This is a genomic window from Acidihalobacter prosperus, from assembly GCF_000754095.2.
In the GTDB taxonomy this organism is placed as follows: domain Bacteria; phylum Pseudomonadota; class Gammaproteobacteria; order DSM-5130; family Acidihalobacteraceae; genus Acidihalobacter; species Acidihalobacter prosperus.
On record NZ_JQSG02000001.1, the window covers coordinates 151,552 to 169,707 of the forward strand.

An 18,156-nucleotide genomic window follows, 5' to 3' on the forward strand; every position below is an offset into this window, starting at 1 on the left:
CCCGCGAGGACATTGGCCGAATCAGGCAACCAGCCGTCGCAGCCGCGAGATGTCCCGCAGGGGCGGGGCGCCGAACATGCGGTTGTATTCGCGGCTGAATTGCGAGGGACTCTCGTAGCCGACATTGAACGAGGCGGTCGACGCATCCAGGTTTTCGGTCAGCATCAGGCGCCGTGCCTCGTGCAGGCGCAGCCATTTCTGGTACTGCAGCGGGCTCATGGCGGTCATGGCGCGGAAATGGTGGTGCAGGGTGGACGGGCTCATGTCGACCTGCCTGGCGAGTTCGTCGATGCGCAGGGTTTGCCGGAAGTTTTCCTTCAGCCACTCGATGGCCCGCGCGATCTGATTGCCCTGGCTGCCCATGGAGGCGATGTGACGCAGGCGCATGCCCTGGTCGCCGACCAGCAGGCGGTAGGTGATTTCCCGCTGGATCAGCGGTGCCAGAATCGGCAGGTCCTGCGGCTCGTCCAGCAGATCGAGCAGGCGCTCGAAGGCCTGGAGCAGCGGCAATGTCATCTCGCCCGTGGCCATCCCGCGCCCGCCCTGGTTCGCGCGCGGCGCAGGGAGGTGGCTGTCGACCATCAGCTGCGAGACCTCGCGCAGGTCGAGCACCAGCTTCAGGCCCAGATAGGGCCTTTCCGGGCTCGCCTCGATAATCTGGAAATCCGTCGGCAGGTGCGTGGAGGTGATCAGGTAGCGCTGCGCGTCGTAGACGTAGACGTCGCTGCCGAGAATGACGCGCTTGGCGCCCTGCACGACCATGCAGATGCTCGGCTCGTACAGCCCGCCCACGGGCTCCGTCGGCCCGTGTTTGCGATACAGCGACAGGGGCGGAATCGCGCTCGGCGACAGTTCCCCGGCGGCCGTGAAACGCCCGATGCGATGACGCAGGCCAGCCAGGGCCTGCTCGATCGGCTCAAGGGGTTCAATCGGGTCGGTCGATGCCGGCATCGCTGCGCTCCACGCTCACAAGGCTGTCCGTCAGCCTAATCCTTGCCGTGCGCGAAATCCATTCGTCCGGAGGATCAGGCAATAAAACAACTCAAATGGTCTAACCGGGCTCCTGGGTCGCCACCTATTATGCAATCCGAGTTCGCTCACGGATATCGCAATGCCCCGCAGGCCGGGGCTTGACCCGTCCTACCGCTACACCCGATGGAGGTGCCACGATGCATGCACATGGATACGCCACTCATTCAGCTACCGAAGCCCTGGGTCCATTCGATTTCGAGCGACGCGAGCCGCGTCCGCAGGATGTGGCGATCGAGATTCAGTATTGCGGCATTTGCCATTCCGACATCCACACGGCGCGCAGCGAATGGGGCAAGACCCATTACCCCTTCGTGCCGGGCCACGAGATCGTCGGCCGCGTGACGGCCGTCGGCAGCGAGGTCACCCGCTTCAAGGCCGGCGATCTGGTCGGCGTCGGCTGCCTGGTCGACAGTTGCGGGCACTGCGAGTCCTGCAACGAGGGCCTGGAGCAGTATTGCGAAAACGGCTGGACGGGCACCTACGGCAGCGAAGACAAGATCGGCGGCACGCCGCACACCCACACCTTCGGCGGCTATTCCGACCGGATCACGGTCGACGAGCACTTCGTGCTGAGCATTCCGGAAAACCTCGATCCGGCCGCCGCCGCGCCGTTGCTGTGCGCCGGCATCACCACCTATTCCCCACTCAAGCACTGGAAGGTGGGCGCGGGGCAGAAGGTGGGCGTGATCGGGCTCGGCGGCCTGGGCCACATGGGGGTGAAGTTCGCCCGCGCCATGGGCGCGCATGTGGTCATGATCACCACCTCGCCGGGCAAGGCCGCGGACGCGGAGAAGCTCGGCGCGCATGAGGTGCTGATCTCGAAGGACGCCGAAGCCATGCAGGCCGCCATGGGCAGCTTCGACTTCCTGCTCAACACCATCCCGGTCGGGCACGACGTCGACCCCTACATGAACCTGCTCAAGCGGGACGGCGCGATGGTGATCGTGGGCGCGGTCGAACCGCTCACCCGGGTCAACGGCGTGCCGTTCATCTTCAAGCGCCGCACGATGGCGGGTTCGCTGATCGGCGGGCTTCCTGAGACCCAGGAAATGCTCGATTTCTGCGGCGAACACAACATCGTCTGCGACATCGAAATGATCGACATGCGGGACGTGAACGCCGCCTACGACCGCACGGTCAAGGGCGACGTGAAATACCGTTTCGTCATCGACATGGCGACGCTGAAAAACGGCGCCGCCTGAGCCATCGAGGAGGTCGCCATGAGCGCAGCACAGCCATCGCCAGATGAGATGCAGATATTCCGCGCCGGCGCGAGCGAGCCCATCCAGGGATTGAGCGACTGGTTCACCGGCAACGTGCATATCGAAAAGGCCTTCGCCGCGCCGGCCCCGGCGCGCGTGGGGGTCGCCCTCGTCAGCTTCGAGCCGGGGGCGCGCACCCACTGGCACACCCATCCGCTGGGGCAGGTCCTGGTCGTGACCGAGGGCGTCGGCTGGACCCAGTGCGAAAACGGCCCCAAGACCGAGATCCGCCCCGGCGACATGATCTGGTGCAACTGCGACCGCCGCCACTGGCACGGCGCGACCGACACCACGGCCATGAAACACGTCGCCATCAACGAATACCTGGACGGCAAACCCGTCGACTGGCTGGAACCCGTTCCCGACGCGACCTACCTCGCAACCGAGGTCAGGAAGGACTGACCCAGAACGTGGGTTGGGCGACATCGGAAGCCCAACGCCACCGTGCCTGGATACAGGTACACGGCATCGGTGCGGTTGGGATGGCGCTGATTGTTGGGCCTCCTTGCGGCGGTTCAGTCTGCGGTCTACGGTCGGGGTTGAATGGCGGCTGGGGGGCGTATGCGATACCGGAGGGCGCTGATTCCGGGCGGGACGTATTTCTTCACGGTGAATCTGGCTTCGCGCAGGGAAACGTTGCTCGTCGACCACGTGGACGTGTTGCGCGAGGCCGTTCGCGGGGTGCGGCGGGCACATCCGTTCGAGATCGTCGCGTGGGTGGTGTTGCCCGAACACATGCACGCGATCTGGACGCTGCCACCCGACGACCCGGATTATTCGATGCGCTGGAATCGCATCAAGGGCGAATTTTCACGCCGGCTTCCCCGGTGTGACCCGGGGCTGACGCCGAGCCGTGTCAACAAACGCGAACGCGGCATCTGGCAACGCCGCTTCTGGGAGCATCTGATCCGCGACGAAGACCGTTTTGCGCGGCATGTGGATTACATCCATTTCAATCCGGTGAAACATGGCCATGCGAACAAAGCGGCGGATTGGCCGTATTCATCCTTTCGCCGATTCGTGCAACAGGGCCTGTTGCACGAGGACTGGGGCGACGGCGGTGATCCCGATGGCAATTACGGCGAGCCCGCGAGATGAGCGTTATGCATTCGTGGGGTTTGTGTCCAGCGAAGCGGGGCACGTTGGGCCTTCTTCGGCGGCCCAACCTACGGCATCGCCCAATGTAGGTTGGGCCGACACCGGAGGCCCAACATTACACGCGCCACGCCAGATGCGTCCGCCACCGGGATGGCTGGATGCGGTTAGACGTGATCGTTGGGCCTTCTTCGGCGGCCCAACCTACGGTCAGACGGTTCATAACGTATCTGCTATTGCATCTACCGGCGCTACCCAGGGAAGCAAACTTCGGTGAATGCATCTTTGCATTGCCATTGAATTTTCATGGGAATGTGCGGTCCTACCGTATAGCATGCAAACGGCGTTCGTCGCGAACGTCCTTGCGCAAACGAATCCAAGACGATCCATGATTCGTCATTTCTTATAAATTCAATAAATTAAATTAATTCTTGCAGTGTGCCAGACATGGAATTGCCAATCCCCTAGAGGTGGCGCGCAACTAGAGACCTGGTTTGTGGCGTAGTTCTACATGCGGTCGGCGTATTTCGACGAGGCGACCAGCAGCCTGGACGCGCTGACCTCCGAGCATTTCGCCGCCACGATAAATCAACTGAAAGGCCAGATGACCATGCTCTTCATCACGCACGCGTTGCCCAAAAGTCTGCAGGTCGACGAGATCGTGCACATCGGAAAGTCGACGCCATCGACGCAGTGCACAAATGGGCAACCCGCATTCGACACAGGGACGGTGTGAAAGAAATGAATGGAATCTTCAAAAGGGCGTTGATGATGGGTCTATGTTCGGTCGGTTTTACATGGCTGAGCGCTGCCCATGCCGCGAGCTTCGACTGCGCCAAGGCGCGAACCCAGGTCGAAAAGCTCATCTGCGCTGATCCATTCATCTCCAAGCTCGATGGACAGCTCGGCAAGGTCTACGACAAAGATATTGCCAAGGCCAATCCCGAGCAGAAACAACGACTCGTCAGCGACGAACGCTATTGGCTGAAGAACATGCGTGATCGGTGTACCACGCAGGCCTGTCTCAAACAGGCATACAGGCAAAGGCTGGCCGAGCTGAAAGCGTTCGATGGGGTGCAGTCGTCGAAGCGCAAAATCCTGGGGCACTATGTCGCTCAGCGAGTCCCATTGAGCGCTTCAGTCTTTGTGCCGATCGCTCCCGTCTGTAGAACCTTGGTGGCGAATTTCAATCAATTCCGCGATATCCCCTTCGAGAGCAACGATCCAAGATTCTCTGCAAAATATCCCCAATTCCGCAGTGTATGGAAACCCATTTCCTGGAATCAGAAATTGGCCGAAAGAGTATATACAGGGTGCATTAGTGACGCTTGTATGAAAAAGGGAGGGGGGGCGGCATGGCATTACTGGCTCAAATACACCAAGCCCCTGCGCGAAGCCGGTAAACCGCTCCTTTGGCGCGCACGGGTGGACCTTCTGGGGAATGGCCACCGTGAGATACTTATTCGGCTTACACACATTTTCGGGCCGAAGATGGTAAACGGAAAGGAAGTGCTTGTGCCCCCCTCGAATCCGTATAGCCGCTACTTTGACAGCCTGATCTATATGCTTCCTTCGCCCTATCCAGCGGTGGCCAAGATATTTAACGACGGCCCAATGTCAGGGTTGGAGTATCCGGTTACCAACATTATTCAGGATGTCGGTGATAAAGCTACTCAGTATTTGGCCTTGGCCTGGTCGAGACGGCAAGCTGGTATCGGCGTGTCTAACTTCGAATTAAGTCAAGGACCATTCCCCTACGGTTTTCAGCCTTTGTGTGACATACGTTGGATATCCGACAGAAAATGATTGTGGCGTTACCTATCCATAAAGTGGATTTTACTCTTTCTAGCTTTAGGAATTTGTCATGACTCTTACGCCAAATACGTTGTCGAAAACAGATTATCAAGATCTGATTTACCAGATGCTGAAGGACTTCGAGGGCGTAAATCCATATGCGTACAACGATACCAACAATAATCCCACGATCGGACTAGGCTTTGAGATTAAAGCGAATGCGCCAGCGATTTTGAAGGGAATGGGGTATTCAGCTGCGAGTTTTGGTAACAACTCAGTTAAATTCAATAATTTTGTTTCTGCCCTTCAAGCCGTAGGGGAGGGAGCTTATCCTGATTCAGGTCCGGATGGGGAAAGTGTCAAGCTTCAGGCGGCGATCAATAAGATTGCCAATGAGTATCTTGGTACTCATTATGGAGAACACAATAAGAAGACTGGAAAAATAAATCCGAACTTCGGCTACGGAAATAATACGGGTGGAAGCGGGCTGACTGCCGATCAGCAAATCCAGGCAACCTTTAATCATATTGAGGGAACCTACGAAACCACGCTAGACAGTTGGCTCCAGGGCGTACAAATACCGGACAGCACGGAACGCGCCGCGCTGTTGTCGCTGACTTACAATAATTTGATTGGGCCTGGCAAGAGCCCGCATCTGCATGCGGCGATTGCGAGCAGCAACCGAGCGGAGGCCTGGTATCAAATCCGCTACAACTCCAATGGTGGCCCCGCAAAGAGTCAGCCTGGAATTGCCAAACGTCGTTACGACGAAGCGGCGATATTCGGACTCTATGCCCCAGGCGCAGTTACTCAAGCCGAAGCATTACAGATTTACCAGATGTGTACGGCGCATGGCCTGAACAACCTGAAGGCATACGATAAGCAGCATGCGTGGTCTCTGACGCATGCGCAGAGTATTAGCTACGCAAACGGAACCGCGCAGACACCGCTACCAGAATCACTCCCGTCCACGCTTCTTCCAGCCGCGCAGGAGCTGTCCAGTCTCTACGGCAACGGCCAAAGCTTCAATGCGCTGGACATCTTCGCGGCGAGTGCGAATCGAACGGACGTCAGCGCGACGCTGACAGTGCCAAATTCTCCTGCGCTGTTGTTGGCGGGCAGTGGTGCGGATACCTTGGTGGGCACCCTCACCGGCAACGATGTATTGGTGGCCGGTACCGGCAGCGACATGCTCGCAGGCGGCACCGGTGTGAACCGTTACGACATGGGTGCCTTGGCATCCGTCGCCAATGTCACCGATACGATCAACGACAGCGGTGGACAGGGTTCGATCTGGCTGGGCGCTACGCAACTCGGCGGCGGTTCTGGACTGACGCTCAACACGGCGAGCAACGGCAGTCTTGTATGGACAGCCAGCGACGGCACGCAATACGCCTTCACGCCTGGTAGTGGTGCGGATGCTGGGATCGGTACCCTGAGCATCAGTGGCGGGGCTCTGGGTACGGGTGATCAGATCGTTATCGACCACTTTGATCTGAGCAAGGCACAGGCCAGTGGCCAAGGCTATCTCGGTATCCATTTGAATGCGGCGCTGGCACTCGAAGCCGGCACCCAGGCCGATTCCCTGCCCGAGGTTTTGGCTCATGTGACCGCTGCATCGCCACCAAAGTGCTCCTCGCAATCATGAGCCTTGCCGCTCAATTCGTGGATTTGCGATTTTTCCAAGGCTGATATGATTCCGCGGTCCAATAGGGACGCTTACCTGACAATCCGTAAGCGAGGCCGTGCTTGCATCTATATATCGAACCGCGCGACCGCAGCCAGCCAATCGTGCAGATCATCGAACAGGCGCGCAGGAGCGTCGAACTCAACGTCTACATCCTGTCCGACAACCGGGTGCTTGCGGCGCTCAGTAAGGCACATGACCGGGGCGTGAAGGTGCGCATCATTCTCGACCGCGCGCCTCATGGGATGGGGCTGTGGCAGGTCGTGGACGAGTACAAGCGGATCACGGACATGGGGATCACGGTGCACGGCACCCCGCAGCGCTTCGCCTACGACCGCGCGGATTACATCTGCAACGCGAAGACCTGCGCCATCGGCACGGCGGACTACACCGCCGCGGGATTCAACCGGAACCGCGAATACATCATCCGCTTCTCGAATCCCGACATGGTTCAGGCGGCGCGCGAGGTCTTCGCCGCGGACTGGCACAACAAGCCGGCCGGAAACGCGCCGCGCAAGTATCTGGTGCTATCGCCCGGCAGCGCCTGGCGCATGGTGCGGCTCATCGACCAGCCGGGCAAGCTGGACATGGAGCAGGACGACATCAGCGATACCGGCCCGGTGATCCGCGCGATGGAACGCAAGGGCCGTGACATGCGCCTGATCCTGCCGTGGAGCGCAAGACGACATGACGCGCGCGAGATTCGCGCGTTGCGGCACGCGGGCGTCCAGGTGCGCTACATGAGCGGGGTGTACATGCACGCCAAGATGATCGCCGGCGACGAGCAGGGGTACATCGGCTCGATCAACATCACCCACGCCTCGCTCTATCACAACCGCGAGGTCGGCATCACGTACGGCGGCAAGATCCTGTCGCAGGTCCGCCGGCAGTTCGAGCAGGACTGGTCCGCCGCCAGGCCCTAGTTCACTGCCTTCCTGGTGCGGGGATGGCTGATGGCGACCACGTGTGCGCGGCTTCAATCGCCGCCGTGCGGCGGCGCTTGAAGCCCTCCCGTCAGTGCATCAGGTTGAACATCTTGCGCCGGTAGGGCGTGACGCGGTCGTCGCCGCTGAGGAGTTCGAAGGCGGCGAGCAGGCCGCGGCGGCCGGCATCGTCGTTGTAGCTGCGGCTGCGGCGCATGATTTCGAGGTATGCATCCATGCCGGCCTCGTATTCGCCGGCGAGAATGCAGGCGGCGGCGAGCTGTTCGCGGGCGGCCAGGTCGTCCGGCTGCGCCGCGACGTGCTCACGCAGTTCGTCGAGCGGGGGGGCGTCAGCCTGTTGCGCGGCGAGCTGGCTGGTGGCGAGCAGGCGCTTGACGGTTTCGTCCTCGGCGTATTTGGCGGGCAGGGCGCGCAGCAGCTGTTCGGCCTCGGCCGCCTGTCCCTGGGCGATCAGCAGTTCGGCGAGGTCGAGGTCGATGCGGTGGTTGTCCGGGTCGTCCTCGCGGGCGCGGCGCAGCAGGGCGAGCGCGGCGTCGGCATGGCCGGCCTCGGCCTCGGCGCGGGCCTGCGCGCGCAGGCCGTCGGATTCGCGCGGGACGTGCCGTTCGAGCAGTTCGCGGATCACGGATTCGGGCTGCACGCCCATGAATTCGTCGACGACGGCGCCGCCGACGAACAGCTTGACGGTGGGCAGGCTGCGGATGCCGTATTGCGAGGCGAGCGCCTGTTCGGCGTCGCTGTTGACCTTGGCGACCAGCAGCTTGCCGCCGTAGCTGTTGGCGATGCCGTCGAGCACCGGCGCCAGCATGCGGCAGGGTCCGCACCAGTCCGCCCAGAAGTCGACGAGCACGGGCACCTGCTGCGAACGCTGGAGCACGCGCTCGGCAAAATCGGCGGCAGTGACGTCGAAGACATAGGGTGAATCGCTCATGTTGGCTTCCTTTTCGCGGCTTTGGTGTTGGGCATGCGCGGGGCGTGCCGGGCAGGCCGCCCGCGGGCCGTGTGCACCCACTATGGGGTTCTGCGGCGCAGGCTTCAACCGTCGCCGGCGAGCGGGTATCCGGCGGACATGGCGTGCGGCCGTTCTGGCATAATCACGCCCCGTGAGCGCCCCGAAAGCCAGCGAAAGGATCGACCCGGCCGAGCAGTCCGCCGGCCGCTATGCGCGCGTCCACGGCGCATTGATGGAGTCCGATCCTGCATGCAAGTGTGCGGCCGCAGCCGCGCTCTGGCGCGACTGGCAGACCGGCGCACTGGCGGTCGAAGCGGCAGCGGCGCCCCCGGTCGCCGTACCCGTCCCCGGTCGGCCGACACGGCCGCGTCTGGTGGCGCCGCGCGAGTTGCCGCGGCGCGGGCTGGGTACGCAGGAGGGTCGTGCCGCCCTGGTGCACGCGGTGGCGCACATCGAGTTCAACGCGGTGAATCTGGCGCTGGATGCGGTTTATCGGTTCCGCGAGCTGCCCGATGATTTCGCCGGCGACTGGCTGCGCATCGCCGCCGAGGAGGCGCGGCATTTCGGCATGGTGCGCGAGCGCCTGCAGGATCTGGGTTGCGATTATGGCGACTATCCGGCGCACAATGGACTGTGGGAAATGGCCTGCAAGACGGACCGCGACCCGCTGCTGCGCATGGCGCTGGTGCCGCGTGTGCTGGAAGCGCGCGGACTGGACGTGACGCCCGGGATGATCGAGCGCCTGAGCGCGGCGGGCGACCTCGAGACGGTCGCGGTGCTGGAGGTGATCCTGCGCGAGGAGGTGGGCCATGTGGCCGCGGGTTCGCGCTGGTATGCCGAGCTCTGCCGCGCGCGCGGGCTGGAGCCGGAAGCCACCTTCCGCGAGCTGGTGCGCGAGCATGCGCCGGGCCACGTGCAGGGACCGCTGCATGCCGAGGCGCGTCTTGCGGCCGGCTTCAGCGCCGCGGAGCTGGACGGTCTTGAATCGCTGCGGCTGCGGCGGGATTGAATAAGCATGACAACGGAGTTGAGTCTGGCATGAGCAGCTACAATGCGGCGGATATCGAGGTTCTGAGCGGACTGGACCCGGTGCGCAAGCGCCCGGGCATGTATACGGACACCTCGCGACCGAATCATCTGGCGCAGGAGGTGGTGGACAACAGCGTGGACGAGGCGCTGGCCGGCCATGCCTCGCGCATCGAGGTTACGGTGCACGCCGACGGCTCGCTCACGGTGGTGGACGACGGGCGCGGCATGCCGGTCGACATCCATCCCGAGCAGGGCCGTCCCGGCGTCGAGGTGATCCTTTCCACGCTGCACGCGGGCGGCAAGTTCTCGGACAAGAACTACCAGTATTCAGGCGGTCTGCACGGCGTCGGCGTGTCGGTGGTCAACGCGCTGTCGAAACGGCTGGACGTGTGGGTGCGCCGCGACGGCCGCGAACATCACATCGCCTTCGAGGGCGGCGATCTGGTCACGCCGTTGGAAGTGGTCGGCACCACGGCCAAGCGCAACACCGGCACCACGGCCCGTTTCTGGCCGGACCCGGCCTACTTCGATTCGGCGAAATTCAGCCTGCCGCGTCTCAAGCATGTGCTGCGCGCCAAGGCTGTGCTCTGCCCGGGCCTCGAGGTGACGTTGCTCGACGAGGCCAGCGGCGAGCGCGAGGTGTGGCGCTACGAGGACGGGCTGCGCGACTACCTGATGGATACCGTCGGCGAATACGAACACTTGCCCGCCGAGCCCTTCGCCGGGCGCTCGGAAGGCAGCCGCGAGACCGTCGAATGGGCGCTGGTGTGGCAGCCCGAGGGCGGCGAGGGGCTGGCCGAAAGCTATGTGAATCTGATCCCGACCGCGCAGGGCGGCACCCACGTCAACGGCCTGCGCACGGGGCTGACCGAGGCGGTGCGCGAGTTCTGCGAGTTCCGCAACCTGCTGCCGCGCGGGGTCAAGCTCGCGCCCGAGGACGTGTGGGAGCGGGTGAGCTACGTGCTCTCGCTCAAGCTCGCCGACCCGCAGTTCGCCGGGCAGACCAAGGAACGCCTGGGTTCGCGCGAGGCCGCGGCCTTCGTCTCCGGGGTGGTCAAGGATGCCTTCAGCCTGTGGCTCAACCGCCACGTCGCCGAGGCCGAGCGGCTGGCCGAACTGGTCATCAACGCCGCCAACCGGCGCCTGCGCGCGGGCAAGAAGGTGGTGCGCAAGAAGGTCACCAGCGGCCCGGCGCTGCCGGGCAAGCTCGCCGACTGCAGCGCGCAGGATCTGGCGCGCACCGAGCTGTTCCTGGTGGAGGGCGATTCGGCCGGCGGTTCGGCCAAGCAGGCGCGCGAGCGCGAATTCCAGGCGATCCTGCCGCTGCGCGGCAAGATTTTGAACACCTGGGAGGTCGATTCGGCCCAGGTGCTGGGCTCGCAGGAGGTGCACGACATCGCCGTCGCGCTGGGCATCGAGCCTGGTTCGTCGGATCTGGCCGGCCTGCGCTACGGCAAGGTCTGCATCCTCGCCGACGCCGACTCCGACGGCGCGCACATCGCGACCCTGTTGTGCGCGCTGTTCGTGCGTCATTTCCGGCCGCTGGTGGCGCGCGGGCATGTGTTCGTCGCCATGCCGCCGCTGTATCGCATCGATCTCGGCAAGGAGGTGTTCTACGCCCTCGACGAATCCGAACGCGAGGGCGTGCTCGACCGCCTGCGCGCGGAAGGGCGTCGGGGCACGCCGCAGGTGACCCGCTTCAAGGGTCTCGGCGAGATGAATCCGCTGCAGCTGCGCGAGACGACCATGGCGCCCGACACGCGCCGCCTGGTGCAGCTCACGCTGGACGATGCCGCGGAAACCGACGGCCTGCTCGATCTGCTGCTCGCCAAGCGCCGCGCCGGCGATCGGCGCGGCTGGCTGGAGCGCAAGGGCAACCTGGCGGAGATCTGAGCATGCGCAACGATGCAGATGCGCGCGGCCTCAAACGGCAGCCGGCAAGGCGGGCAGCATGAGTGCGCCGCTGTTCACGCAGACCATCATCGCCATGGTCTGGGATTTCGACAAGACCCTGATCCCGGGCTACATGCAGGCGCCGCTGTTCCGCCATTACGGCGTGGACGAGAAGGTCTTCTGGCGCGAGGTCAATGCGTTGGAGGCACAGTACCGCGCGCGCGGCTGCGAACAGGTCGCCAGCGAAATGGCCTATCTCAACCATGTGCTGGCCTATGTGCGTCGCGGCACCTTCAAGGGGCTGAGCAACGCACTGCTCGAAGCCCTCGGCCGCGAACTGGTGTTCTATCCGGGTCTGCCCGAATTCTTTGCCGAACTGCGCGCGGCGGTGGCCTCCGAGCCGGCCTTTGCGCACCATGACATCACCTTGGAGCATTACGTGGTCAGCACCGGCTTCACGCGTACCATCCGCGGCAGCGCGCTGGCGCCGGAGCTGGACGGCGTGTGGGGCTGCGAGTTCGTCGAGGATCTCGACGGCGACGGCGACGAGATTGCCCAGATTGGTTACGTGCTCGACAACACCACCAAGACGCGCGCCGTGTTCGAGATCAACAAGGGCGTGAACAAGCATCCGGACCAGATCAGCGTGAACGCCAACCTGCCCGAGGGCGAACGCCGTATCCCGTTCCAGAACATCGTGTATGTGGCCGACGGACCTTCCGACGTGCCCGTGTTCTCGGTGGTCAAGCGCAGCGGCGGGCGCACGTATGGCGTCTACAATCCCGGCCACGACAAGGAATTCCGCCAGATCAACGAGCTGCAGCGCCAAGGGCGCGTGCAGTCATTCGGCCCGGCCGACTACCGGCCCGGCTCGCAGACCCACATGTGGCTGAGCAACGCGGTGCGCGAGATCGCCGAACGTATCGTGCGCGACCGCGAGGCCGCGCTCGGCGCCCGCGTCGGCCAGCCGCCCCGTCACCTCAACGACAACGACTGATACCCAAACGCATGGCAAACGCTTACGCGAATCACGACGGCGCCGAGCGCCTGCCGCTCTCGGCCTTCACGGAAAAGGCGTACCTGGATTATTCCATGTACGTGATCCTGGACCGCGCGCTGCCGCACGTCGGCGACGGCCTCAAGCCGGTGCAGCGGCGCATCGTCTACGCGATGTCCGAGCTGGGCCTGTCGGCCACGGCCAAATACAAGAAATCCGCGCGCACCGTCGGCGACGTGCTCGGCAAGTTCCACCCGCACGGCGACTCGGCCTGCTACGAGGCCATGGTGCTGATGGCGCAGCCCTTCTCGTATCGCTACCCGCTGGTGGACGGGCAGGGCAACTGGGGGTCGCAGGACGACCCCAAGAGCTTCGCCGCGATGCGCTACACCGAATCGCGACTGTCGCCCTACGCGCGGCTGCTGCTGGCCGAGCTGGAGCAGGGCACGGTCGACTGGGCGCCGAATTTCGACGGCACGCTGGACGAGCCGAGCCTGCTCCCGGCGCGTCTGCCGAACGTGCTGCTCAATGGCGGCACGGGCATCGCCGTCGGCATGGCCACCGACATCCCGCCGCATAACCTGCGCGAAGTCGCCGCCGCCTGTGCGTATCTGCTGGACAATCCGAAGGCGGATGTCGAGGCCTTGTGCGAACACATCCAGGGGCCGGATTTCCCGACCGAGGCGGAGATCGTCACGCCGCGCGAGGAGTTGGTGGCCCTCTACAGCAGCGGCAACGGCAGCCTGCGGCTGCGCGCCCGCTGGCGTCAGGAAAACGGCGACATCATCGTAGACGCGCTGCCGTACCAGGTCTCGGGCGCCAAGATACTCGAACAGATCGCCACGCAGATGCAGGCCAAGAAGCTGCCGATGGTGGAGGATCTGCGCGACGAGTCGGATCACGAGCAGCCGACGCGTCTGGTGATCACGCCGCGCTCGGCGCGGGTCGACGTCGAGGCCTTGATGGCGCACCTGTTCGCCACCACCGATCTCGAACGCAGCTACCGGGTCAATCTGAACATGATCGGCCTGGACGGCCGCCCGCAGGTGAAGAATCTGCGGGCGCTGCTGAGCGAATGGCTGCAGTTCCGTACCGAAACCGTGCGCCGACGGCTGAACTGGCGGCTGGACAAGGTCAACCGCCGTCTGCATCTGCTCGACGGCCTGCTGATCGCCTTCCTGAATCTCGACGAGGTGATCCGCATCATTCGCACGGAGGACGAGCCCAAGTCGGTGCTGATGGCGCATTTCGCGCTCAGCGAGGAACAGGCCGACTACATTCTGGACACCCGGTTGCGCCAGCTCGCGCGGCTCGAGGAGATGAAGATCCGCGCCGAGCTGGAGGCCCTGCAGCAGGAGCGCGCCGAGCTTGAGCGCGTGCTCGGTTCCGAGGCGCGCCTGAGGCGCGTGATCAAGCAGGAAATCGAAACCGATGCGGCAACCTATGGCGACGACCGCCGCTCGCCCATCGTCGCTCGTGCCGCGGCGCAGGCGCTGAGCGAGGCCGCGCTGGTGCCCTCCGAGCCCGTGACCGTGGTGCTGTCGAGCATGGGCTGGGTGCGCGCCGCCAAGGGACACGAAGTGGATGCCGCAGGGCTCGCCTACAAGGCCGGCGACGGTTTCCTCGCCGCCGCGCCAGGCCGCAGCAACCAGCAGGCGGTGTTCATCGATTCGACGGGACGCTGCTACGCCCTGCCGGCCCATTCGCTGCCGTCCGCGCGCGGGCAGGGCGAGCCGCTGACCGGGCGTCTGAGCCCGCCTGCGGACGCGCGTTTCGTCGGTCTGGTGCTGGGTGCGGAGGACGATGCCGTACTGCTCGCCACCGACTGGGGCTACGGTTTCGTCGCGCGTCTCGGCGATCTGGTGTCGCGCAACAAGTCAGGCAAGGTGGTGCTGACCGTGCCCGCCGGAGCGGGCGTGCTGCCGCCGTGTCTGCTGCCGCCCGCCAGCGGCCTGCAACTGGCGGTAGCCAGCGACGCCGGGCATCTGTTGGTGATCGATCTGGACGAGCTGCCGCGCATGGCCAAGGGCAAGGGCAATCGTCTGATCGGCATTCCTGCGGCGCGCCTCAAGCGCGGCGAGGAGCGCGTGACGGCACTTGCCGCGCTGTCGCCGGGGCAACCCCTCACCCTGTATTCGGGACAGCGTCACAAGGTGCTCAAGCCGGCCGAGCTGGGCGAGTATGCGGGCGAGCGCGGGCGTCGCGGGCTGCGGTTGCCGAGGGGCTTCCAGCGCGTCGACGGGCTGAAGGCCGGCGAGTGAAAGCGAAGTGTAAAGATGCGGTAAGTCGAGCGTAAATATGCTTGAATTTCAGCGCAACGCACACATGATTGTGTGGGTAAAAACATAACCGAGGGCACCGATACATGAAGCGCATTCTGCTGTTCCTGGCGACCAATATTGCCATCCTTGTGGTACTGAGCGTCGTGCTCAACGTACTGATGGCCGTCACCGGCGTACACGGCATTCAGACGCAGGGCGGCCAGATCAATTTCACGGGCCTGTTGCTGCTTGCTTCCGTATTCGGCTTCGGCGGCGCCTTCATTTCGCTGTTCCTGTCCAAGTGGATGGCCAAGATGAGCATGGGCGTGCAGGTCATCGACCAGCCGCGCACCAGCAGCGAGGTCTGGCTGATGGAGACCGTGCAGCGTCTGGCACATCAGGCCAATCTGAAGATGCCCGAGGTCGGCGTCTTCGACAGTCCCGACATGAATGCCTTCGCCACCGGTGCCACCCGCAACAGCTCGCTGGTCGCGGTGAGTACCGGCCTGCTGCAGGGCATGGACCGTGACGAGGTGGAGGCGGTGCTGGCGCATGAGATCAGCCACGTCGCCAACGGCGACATGGTGACCCTGACGCTGATCCAGGGCGTGATCAATACCTTCGTGATCTTTATCGCACGCGTGGTCGGCCATGTGGTCGACAGGGTGGTGTTCAAGAGCGAGCGCGACTACGGTCCGGCCTATTTCATTACCGTGATCGTGACCGAAATTTTCCTGGCGATCCTGGCTTCGGCCATCGTCATGTGGTTCTCGCGCCAGCGCGAATTCCGGGCCGACGCCGGCGGCGCCAAGCTGGCCGGCCGCGGCAAGATGATCGCCGCCTTGCGCCGTCTGCAGCGCGCGCACGAGGTCGAGGAACTTCCGGGCCAGCTGGCCGCCTTCGGCATCAACGGCGGACTGGGCCATGGTCTGCGCAAGCTGTTCATGAGCCACCCGCCGCTGGAAGAGCGCATCGCGGCGCTGGAGGCCATGCGCTAAGCTGGGCAGCATCACGCGAACCCGCGAAGGGGCCGCCGAGTGCGGCCCCTTTTTTTGCCCGGCGGCGGGGTGTTGCGGTCGACTCAGGTGCCCTCGAGACTGTCGCGCAGCGCCACGAAGGCCGTCAGTGCCTCGGGGTTGGCGAGCGCGTCGGTATTGCTCACCGGACGACCCTGGATGGCTTCGCGCACGGCCAGTTCGGTGAGTTTGCCGGAACGAGTGCGCGGCAGGTCGTCCACCTGTTCGATGCGTGCGGGTACGTGACGGGGCGAGGTGTTGTCGCGGATCTGCAGGCGGATGCGCCGGCGCAGCGCATCGTCCAGCGTGACCCCTTCGCGCAGCCGCACGAAGAGCACGATGCGCTCGTCGCCGCGCCAGGGCTGCCCGACCGCGATGGATTCGAGCACTTCGGGGATCTGTTCGACCTGGCGGTAGATTTCGGCAGTGCCGATTCTCACGCCGCCGGGGTTGAGCGTGGCGTCGGAGCGACCGTGGATGATGACGGTGCCGCGTGAAGTGATTTCGGCGAAGTCGCCGTGGGCCCAGACGCCGGGAAAGCGCTCGAAATAGGCCGCGTGATACTTGCGTCCGTCCGGGTCGTTCCAGAAGCCTACCGGCATGGACGGAAAGGGTGCCTCGCAAACCAGTTCGCCCGGCGTGTCGCGCACGGGACGGCCGTCATTGTCGTAGGCCTCGACCTTGAGGCCGAGCCCACGGCATTGCAGTTCGCCACGATAGACCGGCAGCAGCGGGTTGCCGAGCGCGAAGCAGGAGATGATGTCGGTGCCGCCGGAAATCGACGCGAGCATCAGCTCGGGTTTCACGTCCTTGTATACGTAGTCGAAGCTTTCCGGCGCGAGCGGGGAGCCGGTCGAGAGAATGCTCTTGAGCGTCCGCAGGCGATGGCTGAGACGCGGACGGATGCCGGCTTTCTCCGATGCGGCAAGCCACTTGGCGCTGGTGCCGAAGATGCTGATGTCGAGTTCGTCCACGAGATCCCAGAGCACGTTGCCGTTCGGGTGGAACGGCGAACCGTCGTAGAGCACGATGGCGGCGCCGGTGGCCAGGCCCGATACCAGCCAGTTCCACATCATCCAGCCGCAGGTGGTGTAGTAGAAGATGCGGTCCTCGCGCTTGAGATCGGTATGCAGCACCAGTTCCTTGAGATGTTGCAGCAGGGTGCCGCCGGCGCCGTGCACGATGCACTTGGGCACGCCCGTGGTGCCGGAGGAATAGAGGATGTACAGCGGGTGGTCGAAGGGGCCGCCGACGTATTCGAGCGGAGGCGTCTCGCCGTTGGGCAGGAATTCCGGTCAGGCGGTGGTTTCGGGCATGCCGATCAGATCCAGTGGCTGACCCGAATAGGGCACGATCACCGTGCGGGTCAGGCTGGGCAAGGCCTTTTGCAGCGCGCGCACCTTCTGCATGCAATCGTGGGTTTTGCCGCCGTAGGGGTAGGCGTCGGCGGCGATCAACACCTTGGGCTCGATCTGACCGAAGCGGTCGCTCACGCCCTTGACGCCGAAATCGGGCGAAGTCGAAGACCAGACGGCACCCAGCGAGGCGCTGGCGAGCATGGCGATCGCGGTTTCGGGGATGTTGGGCAGGTAGCCGGCAACGCGGTCGCCAGGACCCACGCCGGCGCGGCGCAGGGCGGCGGCCGTGCGGGCAACCTCCGCGTGCAGTTCCGCATGGCTGAGCGTGCGCGCATGGCCCCATTCGTTGCGGAAGATGATCGCCGGGCTGGCGTCGCGGTGACGCAGCAGGTTTTCGGCGAAGTTGAGCCGCATTTCCGGGAACCAGCGGGCACCGGGCATGCGCTCGCCATCCACCAGCACGGGGTCGTGCTCGCCCTTTGCGCGCACGCCGCAGAACTCCCACAGCAACGACCAGAAGCGTTCGGGTTGGCGCACCGAAAAATCCCACAACGGCGCATAACGGACGAGATCGGGATTGCCGGTGCGTTCGCGCACAAAGCGCAGGAATCGCGCCATGTTGGAGTCCTCGGCCTTGCGGGCGTCCGGTTGCCAGAGTGGCTGAGCCATCGGTGAGTCCCTCGTGTCGCTGGCCATGTGCCGTCATGGCCTCGTTCGTATGTTCAAGGCGGACGAATACTACCGACCGTGCGTCGTGCGCAAAAGCGGCGGTTTCCTCCGTTTGCCCGTCCGTTGCGGCATTGCAATAATGCCTGCCCAGCCCGGCGGGCTTGCCG

The 18,156-nt window shown here is 64.0% G+C and carries 14 protein-coding genes and 1 pseudogene; 12 read left to right on the forward strand and 3 right to left on the reverse strand.

Going from position 1 to position 18,156, the window contains the following annotated elements; genetic code table 11:
• Window positions 1-21 precede the first annotated feature (21 nt).
• A complete protein-coding gene (locus THPRO_RS00760) occupies window positions 22-951 on the reverse strand; it encodes an AraC family transcriptional regulator (RefSeq protein WP_052064072.1) in 930 nt (309 codons plus the stop codon).
• Between the two features lie 218 nt (window positions 952-1,169).
• Here THPRO_RS00760 and THPRO_RS00765 point away from each other — a divergent pair, with 218 nt between their 5' ends.
• The 7 genes from THPRO_RS00765 (at window position 1,170) to THPRO_RS00800 (ending at window position 7,793) form a co-directional block, all read left to right on the forward strand.
• Window positions 1,170-2,234, forward strand: a complete 1,065-nt coding sequence (locus THPRO_RS00765; protein WP_038087310.1) for an NAD(P)-dependent alcohol dehydrogenase — start codon at window positions 1,170-1,172, stop codon at window positions 2,232-2,234.
• An 18-nt stretch (window positions 2,235-2,252) separates the two neighbouring features.
• Window positions 2,253-2,696: a (R)-mandelonitrile lyase gene (locus THPRO_RS00770; RefSeq protein WP_038087307.1), complete on the forward strand. Its 444-nt coding sequence runs from the start codon at window positions 2,253-2,255 to the stop codon at window positions 2,694-2,696.
• A gap of 159 nt (window positions 2,697-2,855) precedes the next feature.
• Window positions 2,856-3,392: an REP-associated tyrosine transposase gene (locus THPRO_RS00775; protein ID WP_038087304.1), complete on the forward strand. Its 537-nt coding sequence runs from the start codon at window positions 2,856-2,858 to the stop codon at window positions 3,390-3,392.
• 508 nt (window positions 3,393-3,900) lie between these two features.
• Window positions 3,901-4,125 carry a P-loop NTPase family protein gene (locus tag THPRO_RS00780; RefSeq protein WP_038087301.1) on the forward strand — a complete coding sequence of 75 codons (225 nt, stop codon included), beginning with the start codon at window positions 3,901-3,903 and terminating at the stop codon, window positions 4,123-4,125.
• 5 nt (window positions 4,126-4,130) lie between these two features.
• On the forward strand, window positions 4,131-5,195 hold the full coding sequence (locus THPRO_RS00785) for a lysozyme inhibitor LprI family protein (RefSeq protein WP_065089071.1): 1,065 nt from the start codon (window positions 4,131-4,133) through the stop codon (window positions 5,193-5,195).
• 58 nt (window positions 5,196-5,253) lie between these two features.
• Entirely contained in the window at window positions 5,254-6,831 is a 1,578-nt protein-coding gene (locus tag THPRO_RS16525) for a lysozyme (protein ID WP_145930648.1), read from the forward strand.
• A 101-nt stretch (window positions 6,832-6,932) separates the two neighbouring features.
• A complete protein-coding gene (locus THPRO_RS00800) occupies window positions 6,933-7,793 on the forward strand; it encodes a phospholipase D-like domain-containing protein (protein WP_038087294.1) in 861 nt (286 codons plus the stop codon).
• Window positions 7,794-7,884: 91 nt separating this feature from the next.
• Here THPRO_RS00800 and trxA read toward each other — a convergent pair whose 3' ends face one another.
• Window positions 7,885-8,745, reverse strand: a complete 861-nt coding sequence (gene trxA / locus THPRO_RS00805; RefSeq protein ID WP_065089073.1) for a thioredoxin — start codon at window positions 8,743-8,745, stop codon at window positions 7,885-7,887.
• A gap of 253 nt (window positions 8,746-8,998) precedes the next feature.
• On the opposite strand from trxA, the gene THPRO_RS00810 reads away from it, so the two are divergent.
• The 5 genes from THPRO_RS00810 (at window position 8,999) to htpX (ending at window position 15,944) form a co-directional block, all read left to right on the forward strand.
• Window positions 8,999-9,775 (forward strand): ferritin-like domain-containing protein, encoded by a 777-nt coding sequence (locus THPRO_RS00810; protein WP_052064103.1) that lies wholly within the window; start codon window positions 8,999-9,001, stop codon window positions 9,773-9,775.
• 29 nt (window positions 9,776-9,804) lie between these two features.
• Complete coding sequence (parE, locus tag THPRO_RS00815) at window positions 9,805-11,688, forward strand: DNA topoisomerase IV subunit B (RefSeq protein WP_038087291.1); 1,884 nt, start codon at window positions 9,805-9,807, stop codon at window positions 11,686-11,688.
• A 58-nt stretch (window positions 11,689-11,746) separates the two neighbouring features.
• Complete coding sequence (locus THPRO_RS00820; protein ID WP_038087288.1) at window positions 11,747-12,685, forward strand: HAD family hydrolase; 939 nt, start codon at window positions 11,747-11,749, stop codon at window positions 12,683-12,685.
• 11 nt (window positions 12,686-12,696) lie between these two features.
• Entirely contained in the window at window positions 12,697-14,946 is a 2,250-nt protein-coding gene (parC, locus tag THPRO_RS00825) for a DNA topoisomerase IV subunit A (protein ID WP_065089074.1), read from the forward strand.
• A 104-nt stretch (window positions 14,947-15,050) separates the two neighbouring features.
• On the forward strand, window positions 15,051-15,944 hold the full coding sequence (gene htpX / locus THPRO_RS00830; protein WP_038087286.1) for a protease HtpX: 894 nt from the start codon (window positions 15,051-15,053) through the stop codon (window positions 15,942-15,944).
• A gap of 83 nt (window positions 15,945-16,027) precedes the next feature.
• On the opposite strand, the pseudogene THPRO_RS00835 reads toward htpX, so the two are convergent.
• Window positions 16,028-18,016: pseudogene (locus THPRO_RS00835) on the reverse strand (acetoacetate--CoA ligase).
• Window positions 18,017-18,156 lie beyond the last annotated feature (140 nt).